At 36.8% G+C, this 12,743-nt stretch carries 14 protein-coding genes and 1 riboswitch; all 14 genes read right to left on the bottom strand.

The genetic code is table 11. The features are described from left to right. Positions 1–84: 84 nt before the first annotated feature. The 14 genes from HHL20_RS18255 to HHL20_RS18190 all read right to left on the bottom strand — a co-directional run bounded on the left by HHL20_RS18255 (position 85) and on the right by HHL20_RS18190 (position 12,738). Positions 85–1,362 carry a sensor histidine kinase gene (locus tag HHL20_RS18255; protein WP_042723206.1) on the bottom strand — a complete coding sequence of 426 codons (1,278 nt, stop codon included), beginning with the start codon at positions 1,360–1,362 and terminating at the stop codon, positions 85–87. Next, positions 1,350–2,024, bottom strand: coding sequence for a response regulator transcription factor (locus HHL20_RS18250; protein ID WP_027374778.1), 675 nt, complete (start codon positions 2,022–2,024; stop codon positions 1,350–1,352). The genes HHL20_RS18255 and HHL20_RS18250 overlap by 13 nt, the downstream gene beginning before the upstream one ends. Positions 2,025–2,119: 95 nt before the next feature. Continuing rightward, the gene (locus tag HHL20_RS18245) at positions 2,120–2,470 is read right to left on the bottom strand and encodes a DUF190 domain-containing protein (RefSeq protein WP_157761371.1); all 351 of its coding nucleotides are present in this window, start codon (positions 2,468–2,470) and stop codon (positions 2,120–2,122) included. 10 nt (positions 2,471–2,480) lie between these two features. Further along, positions 2,481–3,785, bottom strand: coding sequence for a voltage-gated chloride channel family protein (locus tag HHL20_RS18240; RefSeq protein WP_185194837.1), 1,305 nt, complete (start codon positions 3,783–3,785; stop codon positions 2,481–2,483). 32 nt (positions 3,786–3,817) lie between these two features. Further along, a riboswitch (Fluoride riboswitch) is annotated at positions 3,818–3,883 on the bottom strand. 20 nt (positions 3,884–3,903) lie between these two features. Next, complete coding sequence (locus HHL20_RS18235; protein ID WP_027374775.1) at positions 3,904–4,368, bottom strand: hypothetical protein; 465 nt, start codon at positions 4,366–4,368, stop codon at positions 3,904–3,906. Positions 4,369–4,397: 29 nt separating this feature from the next. Next, complete coding sequence (locus HHL20_RS18230) at positions 4,398–5,363, bottom strand: YncE family protein (RefSeq protein WP_027374774.1); 966 nt, start codon at positions 5,361–5,363, stop codon at positions 4,398–4,400. Positions 5,364–5,424: 61 nt separating this feature from the next. Next, positions 5,425–6,411 (bottom strand): YeiH family protein, encoded by a 987-nt coding sequence (locus HHL20_RS18225; protein WP_027374773.1) that lies wholly within the window; start codon positions 6,409–6,411, stop codon positions 5,425–5,427. Between the two features lie 75 nt (positions 6,412–6,486). Further along, the gene (locus HHL20_RS18220; RefSeq protein WP_042723205.1) at positions 6,487–7,380 is read right to left on the bottom strand and encodes a LysR family transcriptional regulator; all 894 of its coding nucleotides are present in this window, start codon (positions 7,378–7,380) and stop codon (positions 6,487–6,489) included. An 8-nt stretch (positions 7,381–7,388) separates the two neighbouring features. After that, positions 7,389–8,012 (bottom strand): class I SAM-dependent methyltransferase, encoded by a 624-nt coding sequence (locus tag HHL20_RS18215; RefSeq protein WP_027374771.1) that lies wholly within the window; start codon positions 8,010–8,012, stop codon positions 7,389–7,391. A 6-nt stretch (positions 8,013–8,018) separates the two neighbouring features. After that, on the bottom strand, positions 8,019–8,717 hold the full coding sequence (locus HHL20_RS18210; RefSeq protein ID WP_027374770.1) for a VIT1/CCC1 transporter family protein: 699 nt from the start codon (positions 8,715–8,717) through the stop codon (positions 8,019–8,021). Between the two features lie 5 nt (positions 8,718–8,722). Further along, complete coding sequence (locus tag HHL20_RS18205) at positions 8,723–9,196, bottom strand: DUF305 domain-containing protein (protein ID WP_051585158.1); 474 nt, start codon at positions 9,194–9,196, stop codon at positions 8,723–8,725. Positions 9,197–9,324: 128 nt separating this feature from the next. Beyond that, the gene (locus HHL20_RS18200) at positions 9,325–11,613 is read right to left on the bottom strand and encodes a multicopper oxidase domain-containing protein (protein WP_027374768.1); all 2,289 of its coding nucleotides are present in this window, start codon (positions 11,611–11,613) and stop codon (positions 9,325–9,327) included. Between the two features lie 14 nt (positions 11,614–11,627). Further along, a complete protein-coding gene (locus HHL20_RS18195) occupies positions 11,628–12,083 on the bottom strand; it encodes a heme-binding domain-containing protein (RefSeq protein ID WP_027374767.1) in 456 nt (151 codons plus the stop codon). A 1-nt stretch (position 12,084) separates the two neighbouring features. Further along, positions 12,085–12,738, bottom strand: coding sequence for a DUF3347 domain-containing protein (locus HHL20_RS18190; RefSeq protein WP_027374766.1), 654 nt, complete (start codon positions 12,736–12,738; stop codon positions 12,085–12,087). Positions 12,739–12,743 lie beyond the last annotated feature (5 nt).

Raw genomic sequence — 12,743 nt, 5'->3', positions numbered from 1 at the left:
GCTTTTGAATATTTTTAACAAATACATACTTTTTCATTTTATGCGAACAAAGTATATATATGATTTTGTAGATTTTCTGAATTTTTAGAAAAGCACTGTAAAACAATGCAGATTATTTTTAAACTCGTATTTGATATCCCATTTGTATTGTTCCACAATCTCCTTCACGATAGCCAAACCTAAGCCTGAACTTCGTGTATCGGTGGTTGCCTTGCCAAATCTTTTAAAAAGAATAGCATTGTCAAGTTCTTTATAAATTCCTGTGTTGATTATACTGAATTTGGCATCTTCAATTAGAATGGTAATATTTCCATTTTCTAAATTATGCCGTATAGCATTTAGTATAAGGTTATTTATTAATATCTCTGTTAAAACCCTGTTGGCGTTAATTTCAATGATAGCATTTTCTTCGATTTCTATCCGTAAATTTTTATTTTCTGCCTGTTCCTCAAAATAGCCAATAACATCATTGACCAATTCGTTTACCGTAAATGTTGAAACCTCTGCATATTGCCTGTTTTCAATTTTGGTGAGGAGCAATAGGTTTTTATTGATACGGGATAGACGCAGCGAGGCTTCGTACAAAGACTGCAAAACAACGGATTGTTGCTGGGTAAGTGAAGTATCCTGTAAAAGTAAATCGAGTTTGGATTGAAAAATTGCCAAAGGAGTCTGCAACTCGTGTGAAGCATTTTGGGTAAAGGATTTCTGGGAGTTATATGATTTTACATTAGAAACAATCATTTTTTCAATTCCTGTGTTCAGTTGGTCAAATTCTTTTGTTCCGGTTTTATTGAATGATGGAAGCGATTGTTGTTCAATATTAAATTTATCAATCAGTTGTAATGTTTCGTAAAATGGTTTCCACAAACGGTTTGCAATAAAACGGGTTATGAAAAATATAACCAGCAGCATTCCTCCGAGAATGACCAGATAGACATAAATAATGGCTTTAATCAAATCTTCGGATTCTACCAGGTTGAGCTGAATTTTTAATACATAAGGCTTTCCTTCAATCTTCACATCCGAATATAGTACCCGATAAGGTTCCCATTCCGGTACTACTTCATCGAATATAGTTTCCTGAATAATCTTATTTTTGCGGTTTCCAGAAATGGTATCCGGTATAATTCTTACATCCCTGTTGAAGCGGTTCCATATATGAATATCAGAAGAACGAATCGTTTTAAGATGGTCAATTTCAAATTCTTTTTTTCGCAGGTATATCGCTTCATCCACGTCGTCCGTATATAGCTTTTCCATTACAAGATAGAAAAAAGGAGCACTCAACAACAGAACGAATGTTGCCAAAAAAGTATAATAGAGTAATGTTTTGTTTAGTAAGCCATTCACACGTCCCATTTGTAGCCCATTTTATAAACTGTTTTGATATAATCATCGCAACCAGCATCTGCCAGCTTCTTTTTCAAGTTTTTTACGTGTGCATACACAAAATCTACATTATCCAACATATCTGCCATATCTCCTGATAGATGCTCTGCTAAAGCTACTTTAGATACAATACGATTTTTGTTGCCAATTAAAAAAATAAGCAAATCATATTCTTTTTTTGTAAGTGTAATCACTTGATTGTTTACACGTACTTCTTTCGCAAGCAAATCAATTGAAAGTTCATTGATTTCTAAATGATTGGTACTGGAAAACTGTCTTCTTCGTATTACCGAATATATTCTGGCACTCAGTTCTGAAAGATGAAAAGGTTTTGGGAGGTAATCATCCGCACCTAATTTGAGCCCTATAATTTTATCATCTACAGCATCCCTTGCCGAAATAATAATGACACCATCCTGTTTACTTTCTTTTTTTAACGCTTCCAGAATTTCCAGACCTTCGCCATCAGGAAGATTCAAATCTAACAAAATGCAATCATATTCGTAAACGCCTGTTTTTTCAATAGCTTCATCAAAAGTAGAAGCAAATTCACAATTATATTGTTCCTGTTTTAAGTAAGTGGCAATACTTTCAGCCAATAACTTTTCATCTTCTATAATTAATATTTTCATCTGTTCATTCTATTAATTTTAACGATTTAATAAACAAAGTAAGCGATGGATTTTGAAGTATTTCTGAATGGATAAATAGCTTTTCAAAATGAGATTTATGCTAATTCAATAATCATGTCATTCAGTAATATCAAAGATACTTTCTGTAATTCTTCTTTATTCTCGTTCAAAAAAGCCTTTATCTTACTGGATTCATCTACTAACTCTAAACAAACAGGATTTTCAGATGACGGAATTTCAGAAATATTGTATTGGATAGAACCGTTATTTAAATATCCGCTTTTAGCAGTAAAAATATTGGCTTGATGGATAGCGTTTTGTTTCGCCTTTTTCAAAAGATATTCTCCAAGATTATTATTCCAAAGTTTCCTCCAAAAGTTCTGCCCAACTACTGATTGTCCGTATCTAAAGTATATTTTTGCAATGGCTAAATTTTCTGCGTTCATAATTTTAAAATTATAGTTCATTTAGTCTTTTTCCGGTGTAGTTTCCAAACCTGTTGTGTTTAGGCTCACCGATCATCTGTCTGCCATAAATACTGCTATGACCTGAGAATAAATAAGCAACAACGCACGCAATGGCTACATAAACCCCACAATCACTCCCGAAAAGTTCAATTGCCATAATACTACAAGCCAGAGGTGTATTGGTAGCGCCTGCAAAAACTGCTACAAAGCCCATTCCTGCCAAAAGCCCTGTTGGTAAAGGAATAAAATAGCCCAGCGAATTTCCCAATGCAGCTCCGATAAAAAATAAAGGTGTCACCTCACCACCTTTAAATCCTGCGGCTAATGTAACAATGGTAAAAATCATTTTTAATGCAAAATCGTAGGCTGGTAATTGCTGTTCAAAAGACGAAACAATGGTAGGAATTCCTAAACCGATATATTTTGTCGTTCCTAAAGCCCAAACTGCGGTTGCAACTAAAATACCTCCAACCAAAGGACGTAAAGGTGGGTAAGAAATTTTTGCTTTGAAAATTTTACCCACACGATGAATGGTTTTGCTGAAAATTGCAGCACATAGCCCGAAAGCTATTCCGGCAAGAATGGCGTATAAACCATTTAAAAATGAAAAATCAGGAATGGTCGGAATATGATAATGGGTATGTCCGGTTTTCCAAAGTTTGGTGACTAAGTCTGCGATGATTGCCGATGCAAATGCCGGAAAAATCGAATCATATTTTAGTCTGCCAATCAGAAAAACTTCCAGACCGAAAATGGCTCCGGCTAGCGGCGTTCCGAATACAGAACCAAAACCGCCAGCAATGGCGGCAATAATTAAAACTTTTCTTTCATTTAGATTGAGTTTTAGTGGCTTGGTAAATTGGTCGGCAATAGAACCTGCCATTTGTATCGCTGTTCCTTCTCTTCCCGCAGAACCTCCAAAGAGGTGGGTAGCCAAAGTTCCGAGATAAACAAAAGGCGCCATCCGAAAAGGAATGATTTCTTTAGGGTCGTGAATAGTATCAATCAGCAGATTATTTCCTGCTTCAACTTCTTTACCAAATTGATGGTAAATATATCCGATTACGAACCCTGCAACCGGAAGTAAGGCAATCAACCAAAGGTGATTTTCCCTGAAATCTGTAACCCAGCCTAATGTTTTTAAAAATAATGCGGACGCAGTTCCGATACAAGCACCTATTACAAGGCTAATGAATAACCATTTGATGATATAGGGAAGTGATGGATAAGCTCTAAAAAAAGCTTTTGTTCTGATAAAGGATTTTTGCCCTTTCGATTTTTGATGATAATGCATAATATATCCTGACTAAATGATTGAACATTCAATTTTAATCAGGCGCCATCAGCTTTTTAGGGCGGTTGGGTAAGGGAGACACCATTCCCTTTTTTTGAATAATCAAAGGTAATAAAAATCAATGACCTACGACATAATCTTTAAGAATTTTTGCTATTCCAAGCTCACAATTGATTCTGTTTTTTTCACTCATTGCTGGGAATGGAACACTTTTAATAAATAAATCTTCTGGTAAATTTGCTCTTTCTACCGCCATTAAAACAAAGTTTTCAATATCCTTCATTATAATGATAATACATTTGGGACGGTATATTCTTAATCTTTTCGAAAGCGAGTCAACACTTTCAGAACGTTGTTTTTGTCTGATTTTTTTATCCTTTCGGTCAATTACTTCAGTCACCAAATATTCAATTTTGCATTTCATTTCCTTAAAAAATGCTAAAAAATCAATATCGGTTTCAAAGTTTCCAAATTGCATTTCAAAGGCAGACTTTACACTCCTATACAAAGGTGTATTACATTTGTAAAAAGATTTTGTATCAGAAGCTTTTGCTTCTGTGATCAGTAAGATTTCTGTTGGCATTTCAAAAAGTAATATTTATTATCACCTGATCATTTCATTGACTGAACGATTTTATAGTTAGCCATGCTGACTTTATCCACACTTAAATCGTTGTTCAAAACATAAAGGAACTTTCCGTATTTCGAAAAAACGATGGCTTGTCTTGGTTCTTTAAAACCTTTGATGGTTTGGATATTCTTATTGGTTTTAACGTCAACTACTGAAATAGTATTATCAATTTTGTTACCGCTTAACACAAATTTTCCATCTGGAGACAAACTTGCTCCGTAATTATCTTTCCCAACAGGAATGCGATAAGCAATCTTTTTACTGGCGATGTCTACTATAAGCAGTTCATTTGTTCCGCTGTTCGCTGCATATAAGGTTTTACCGTCCTTACTAATCGAGATGGCCCGGATTTTATTGAAACCCTCCACTTCTCCTTCTATTTTTAGCGTTTTAACATCAACAACGGTGATATGGTCGTTTCCAAAATTGGTCACATAGAGCTTTGTATTATCAGGATTAAATTTCACCCCTTGCCTGGGCTGATGAAAGCCAGTAATGATATTCTTGACCTCAGATGTTTCTGGATTGACCAAGGTTACCGTATTAGTCGCTTCATTGTTGATAAACAGCTGTTTCCCATCTTTTGAGATAGCAGTCCCAAATGCACCATAGCCAACCGGGTATTTTTTAATCAGCTGATAATTGTCAGAATTATAAACCATCAGATATCCAAGACTACTATCGGTAATGTAAATTAGCTTTCCATCCGGAGAGAAAAGGATATTTCTGGGGTTGACAAAACCTTTGATTGTAGTTTTTAACTCGGCTTTGGATAGGTCATAAATTTTAATTTCTGTAGAATCACTGTAAGAAGCCGCCGCTATTTTTTCATCAGGGCTAACTGCAAGTGAATTATTTTTAATATCCCCATCGAATGGAACTTGTGCGAACGCTTTTATTGTAAAGCTTAAAAGTATCAGTGAAATTTTAAATGGTAGTGATTTCATATTATTTCTTGTTTAGTGAAGTATGATATTAATTTGTTCAAATACATTAAGCAATAGATTCTTAACTGGCAAAAGAAGTTACCGCCCATAATGCAGCAGCAGAAATGATGCCCCAAAGTACAACGCCCTGAATCAAAGGTCTAAAACCAACGCTCATCAGTAATTTTCTATTCAGACCGCAGCCAATTAAAAATAAAGTTAAGGTTAGCCCTGCTTTGGCAATACCGGTAAGGTAATGACTGAAATTCTGAACAAAAGGAATATAGGTATTGACAATCATAGCCAAAACAAATAAGCCTATAAAGTAGGGGATTTTCACTTTACTGCCTTTGTTTTTGAAAAGGAATGTAGATAGAAATGCTATAGGAATAATCCATAAAGCACGCGCCAACTTAACAGTAGTTGCTACTTCCAAAGCCTGAGTTCCGTATTTGCTTGCTGCTCCCACTACTGAACTGGTGTCGTGAATGGCAATGGCACTCCATAAACCAAACTGGGTCTGAGACAAATTCAGGGCGTGACCAATTATTGGGAAAATGAATAAAGCAATTGAATTAAGAATGAAAACCGTACCTAATGCCACTGATATTTGTTTTTCCTCAGCTTTAATGACAGGAGAAACAGCAGCAATAGCACTTCCTCCGCAAATAGCGGTTCCTGCAGAGATCAGATAGGAACTCTTTTTGTCAATTTTGAGGAATTTTCCCATCAAATATCCTATAACCAAGGTTCCAATAATAGAAACTATAGTGAAAAGGATTCCTTCTTTACCAGCCTTCATTGCACTGGTCACGTTCATTCCAAATCCTAAACCAACCACTGAAACCTGTAGTAGAATGTGCGTCGCCTTATGATTGAGATGAAGGTAAGGATGGCCAATGAACTGTGCGATGACAAGCCCCATCAACAATGCAATAGGCGGAGATATTAAAGGAGATAGGCAGAATACGACTGCTAACAAAAAAATAACTTCACGAGTTGTAATACTTCGATCTAGAAGACTTTTGAATCGATTAAGCTTATTGGGCTTTTGAGTGTCTTGTTCCATAATGACTTTATATTTTAATGATACAAATGTCATCATTTGGAAAGTCTGGCAGAAATTGCTATTCGTTATCTGTCATTACCTAAAGTTATAACTTATCGCAAATCTCATAAACAAATCAGAAAGATTTTCGCTGTCACCCTGATTTTGAATAAAGTTAAATTCTCGTTCTATACTTAGTCCTTTTACTTCTACAACAGTACATTCATTGTTTTTTAGTTCTTTGAAAATGGAATATATGGAAAGAAAAGCCAAGGCTTCTGAATTGAGCAGGTACATTTTGATGCTTTCCGAACTGTCCAACTGCATTTCTAAATTGAGATTACTTATTTTTATACCAGACTGTTTGAGAGCGTGTGCAATGACTTCAAGTGTCCCAGAACCCGGTTCACGTAAAAGAAAACTATACTTTATTAGATCTTCTACTTTTACAGATGATTTTTTTGAGATCGAATGTCCATTTTTTGCAACCAATACGAGTTCATCCTTTATAAAGGCGGAGTATTTGAATAAGGTGCTTCTCGATTTTCCTTCTATAATTCCTAAATCAATATTTTTATTCTGCAAAGCAATCTCTATTTGCTCTGTGTTTCCTGTAACCAACTGAACTTTTACCTTGTCGAACTTACGGTGAAATGCTGCCAATATAGGAGGCAGCAGGTATTGTGCTGCGGTAGTACTTGCGCCAATTCGCAGCGTTCCTGATTTGTTTTGAGTAAAAGCATTGAGATCAAATTCCATATTCTGATAGATTGAAAACAACTGTTCCGAATACTGTAATAAAGTTTCGCCTGCGGGTGTAAGTTTAATTTTTGTTCCGTTCCGGTCAAACAGTTTTACCTTGAAATAATTTTCAATCTCCTTAATGTGCTTGGTAACTGCAGGCTGTGTGATATACAGTTCTTCCGAAGCTTTGGTAAAGTTGAGCCTTTTGGCAACGGTAAAAAATACTTTCAATCTGAAATCAAACATCTGCTATTTTATTTTCTTTGAAATGTACAAAATAAAAAATTCTGAATTGTATTAAAAGGTGTAGAATGGTCGAGATATTTGAAACTCTTTAGCTCAAAAGATCTCTCAAAAACTTTTTTCAGTGATTCCTCGGTAAATTGTTTGGTATCGAGACCACTGCATTTGGTTGGACCATTATCGGAGAATGTTCCCATAATCAAAAATCCATCTTGAGTGATAGTCCTTTCAGCAATTGAAACATATTTTTTGACATTTTCTTCAGCCGTTAAAAAATGAAAAGCCGCTCTGTCATGCCACAGGTCATATTTTTGTCTTGGTATAAATTCAGTAATATCAGTTGCAATCCAATTTACCAGCTTACTTTTTTCTCCCAATCTGTTTTGGTTTTTTTGAAGTGCAGTTTCAGAAATATCTAGGACAGAAATATTCGTATAGCCCATCTCCAGAAGAACATCTACCAAATGGCTTTCTCCACCACCAATATCGATGATATGTGCTGAAAGAGGTAAGTTTAATTCCTTTATCAACTCAATGGAAGCTTTCGGATATTCTTGATACCAGCTTACTTCATTCTCGTTTTTGCTTTGGTAAATGGTATTCCAGTGTTGTGTTGAAGTTTTATCTGTATTCATTCTTATTTAAATATTTTTTATCCCAAATAAATGTCCGACTAAAGCTGTTGCAGCCATTGCTATTGTTCCCCAAAAGCACATTCTGAGAACCGCAACTATGATTTTTGAACCTCCTGTTTTTGCAGTAACTGCACCCAGCAACATCAAAAACACGATAGACAAAGTATATTGATAATAAACCATTGTTTTTAATGGAGCAAATATAGAAACTATAAAAGGCAAAATCCCCCCCGCTGTAAAAGACGCAAAGGATGCTAAAGCTGCCTGTAAGGGTTTTGCCTGTGTAATTTCGTTAATGCCCAGTTCATCTTTGGCGTGGGCCTCCAATGCATTGTGATTGGTCAATTCTTTTGCTACCTGCAAAGCTGTTTGCATACTTACGCCTCTACTTTCATATATTTTTGCTAGTTCTGCTAATTCCATTTCGGGCATTTCTTTTAACTCTTTCTCTTCTCTCAACAAGTCGGCCTTTTCGGTGTCTGCCTGCGAACTGACAGAAACATATTCTCCTGCGGCCATAGACATTGCCCCGGAAACCAAGCCCGCCAATGCGGCAAGAATAATCGTATTTCTTTCTGAACTGGCTGCTGCAACACCAATAGCAATACTTGTTACAGATAAGATGCCGTCATTTGCTCCAAGAACTGAAGCTCGTAGCCAACCTACACGATTGGTATAATGTTTTTCTAAGAAATTTGTATGCATTAGTATTACTGTAGTTCTTTAATTTTTTCCTTCATTTTTTTTATCTCTTCTTCTTGAGATTTTATGATATTTTCTGATAATATCTTCACTTCTGGATCTTTGATCTCAGCATGTTTGCTTGTCATAATAGCAGAAGAATGATGTGGAATCATTGCTTTCATATATTGAATATCGCTGACGAAAGTTTGATTTCGCAGAAAAATAAATGCAACGATAAATACAGTAATTCCACTACCAATGATAATGGAATTAAGTTTTTTATTATGATACATATTGCCCATCATCAATATCATTAACACGGCCATCGGAGACACCATTAGCAATGTCATGTACGTTCGGGTTAAACTTATATAAACATGAGCAATTTCGTCAACATTTAAAAACATGACGAGATACATGATGATAAATGAAATTATCAGTGTAAAAAAAAGCTTTCTATAAACAGTATTATCTTGTTTTTTGTGATTCATATTTTCCATTTTATTCTATTTTAAAGTTGTAATTGATTAAATGGAACAGCTAATTGTTATATTTTCAGTGGAAACAATTGCAGTTCCATTTATTTATAGTAAATCAAATAATTATCCAAAAACTTATAATATTATTATTAATACACAAGTGACAATCCGGCTCCCCATCCCATATCACTATCATAATGAGCCCGGATTCCGATGTTTTTATTGATAATGTATTTGAGTTCTCCCATATATTCTTTGTCGGTATTCACCATAAATCCTCCTCTCAATCTCTTAGAAATCGGAATGTCCTCACGCATCAATGCCAATCTTACAATACCGTCGTGATAAACCTCTGCCTGAAAATTGACCAGCATTGGTAAAGTGTACATTACACCTAAACTAAAGGCCCTTCGGGTATCTTTCTCATTGGTTTGGCCAAACAGGTTTTTTTCCTGCTGGTCAATTCCCATTTTACGGTATCGCCAGTCATAACCAATAAAAGGCATCAGCCACTGCATTTTTCCGATGTATCTGCCAAGATGAGTTTCCACTTCATAACCGTGCATACTGTTGTAGCCTAATCGCCATTCTGTACCCAAACTCCATCGGGCATTCTGCAACATAGCCTGACCGTCGTTTCCATTGGTCGCAAAATCATTTTCTGCCATAAAGTGAGGCATATTGCTTTCTCTTTGCAACATATTATAGGCTTGTTTCTTGTCTGGCAAATTTGGATTTTGATAATCACCGACCGAAAAAACACGGTTCATACCCGACATCATATGATAAAGGATATGGCAATGGAAAAACCAGTCTCCTTCTTCATTTGCGAGGAATTCAATGGTATCGGTCTCCATCGGCATAATATCGAGTACGTTTTTTAGCGGCGATTTTTCTCCTTTTCCATTTATTACCCTGAAGTCAAACCCGTGAAGGTGCATCGGATGGCGCATCATCGAATTATTATAAATGGTAATGCGTAAAACCTCACCTTTTTTTACGGGTATCTTGTCCGTTTCGGAAAGGATTTTATTATCCATACTCCAAACATAGCGGTTCATATTTCCGGTTAGTGTAAATTTCAATTCTTTTACAGGAGCCTCCTTTGGCAATGTAGTATTATATGGAGATTGCAACATTGAATAATTTAGAGTTGTAATATCTCCCAGGGCATTTGCATTGTATCTATTCGGGTCGGTGTCCATTTTCATTCCAGATTCCATATCCATATTATGCTGGCTGTGATCTTCTTTCTTTCCGGCTGGTCCCGTAATTTCGGGATACATCACTACGTTCATGTCCATTTTGTTCAGGCTCATCTTCATGCCCATATCATCCAGATCTCCGTTCATTTTCATCATACCGTTCATCATTTTCATTCCTTCAAAATATTTAAGACGGGGAAGAGGGGAAATCAACTGTTTAACACCATTTCCAACAAAATAACTTGCAGACTGTGTTCGGTCTTCGGTTGTTGCCAAAAATTCATAAGCCACGCCATCGGCAGGAATCGTAACCACAACATCGTAAGTTTCTGAAACACCAATAATCAACCGGTCAACATCTACAGGTTCTACATCATTGCCGTCATTAGCGACTACTGTAATCTTTCCACCTGCGTAACGCAACCAGAAATAAGAAGAAGCTCCACCGTTGGATATTCTTAACCTCACTTTATCGCCTGCTTTCAATGATTTGCCATCGATGGTTTTTAAATCTGTGGTATTGTTTCCATTCATTAGTACTTTGTCATAGTAAACATCGCTTACATCCATTGCCAGCATACGTTTCCATTCGTTTTTTAGCTTGGTTTTAAAATAACCCTCACGAATGGCTTCTGCATAAGACTGTGTTGAATTCTTCTTAATCGCCGCCCAGTCGTTGGCATTATGCAGCATTCTGTTGATATTTTTTGGATTGAGGTTGGTCCATTCGCTTAAAACAATGGGAACTTCAGGTAAATCATCTATTCCTTTTCTAAACGTCTTATCGTCCTTTCTTTTCTTCATTACAAAGTTTCCGTACATCCCAATCTGTTCCTGTAATCCAGAATGCGAATGGTACCAGTGCGTTCCGCTTTGTATAATAGGAAAACGATAGGTATAGGTAGCCCCGGGAGCTATCGGTTTTTGGGTAAGCCAGGGAACTCCGTCTTCTTTGTTGGGGAGAAATACACCGTGCCAATGCAGCGATGTGCTTTCTTTCAATTGATTATGAACAACAATTTCGGCTGTATCACCCTCGGTGAAAGTGAGCGTAGGCATCGGGATTTGACCGTTTACGGCAATCGCTCTTTTTTGCTTACCTGCATAATTGACAAGCGTATCTTTTACATACAATTCGTAATGCACCACTTTCTGTGCAAACAGGGTTTGTGCGCAAAGCAGTAGCAATACCGTTTGCAGCATTTTTATGGGTATATTCTTATATCTGTTCATTGATTTTAAAAATTTTATTTAATACTGTCTTCCATTACGCCAAACCATTTCACCAAAACTTGCTTATCCTCTTGCGACAATACTGCATTGCGATGAATTAGTGTATATGACGATAAGGGCATTTCTCCGTCCTTGACCTGTCCCGCCATAGCCCTGAACTTATTTCGCTGCTTGCGGGGGGAATACTCCCCAAAGTTGCTGAAGTTGAGTTCCTCCTTACCTTTTTTGATATGCTGCGCCATATACCATGACCCCGGCTGGATGCGGCTATACCACGGATAATGGGTATTGTTGCTATGACAGTCGTAGCAGGATTGGACAAGGACAGCCTTTACATTTTGGGGTACGGCATACACCTTTTCAATATGAGAGGCTGTCACTTCATCCGACTTGTTCTGTAACGGTTGAAAAAACTGTATGCCGATTAAGATAATAGTCAACCCCAATATGATTTTCTTCGTTAAGGACATATTAATTAAAGGTTTTTTCCACCATACCGCAGGTAATCATTTTTGAACCGTAATAAGGATTTTTGATTGCTTTGCTTTCGCTTAACCAAATAGCTCCTTTGCCATCATTGAACATTGGGCAATGATCCTGATAGAGTGCCTGCGGAGAACCGAACAGCGTAATAAGATCACTGATATCTTCACTTAATGATGCCAGATGCTCTCTCTGATGATCAATTTTACCTGCATTGTCGCCAATATGCTCTGCGTTTTCCTTTATATCATCTGTTATGTCCATGTATTTTTTGTGATTATCGGCAGGGACGGTTTTCATGTCCACTTTATTCAGGGTGGCAAACAGCTTTTTACCTGCATCGGCAGCAGCATTAGCATCGTCTGAAACAAGAGCGTTCTTCAGTGACAGATAATCAGCCACTATGGGCGCAATAGAAAAACCACCAGTTGCTGTTTCTCCTGCATTCTTACCGATGGATGTATCAGGCGTAGCTGGTAAGGGCACTGTGTCATTCACTTTTGACTGAGAAGGTGCCTGCTCGCCCGAAGTGGCAGTTGTATTATTTTCGGACAGCTCGTTGTTCTTAGTTGACGACTGATTACATGAAGCTGCTATAAATACTGTGATAACAGCGAAGATTGATATTGTTATATTTTTCATTTTTA

Source organism: Chryseobacterium cheonjiense (assembly GCF_012927265.1).
Taxonomy (GTDB): Bacteria; Bacteroidota; Bacteroidia; order Flavobacteriales; family Weeksellaceae; genus Chryseobacterium; species Chryseobacterium cheonjiense.
This window is presented reverse-complemented; position numbering and strand designations above follow the sequence as displayed.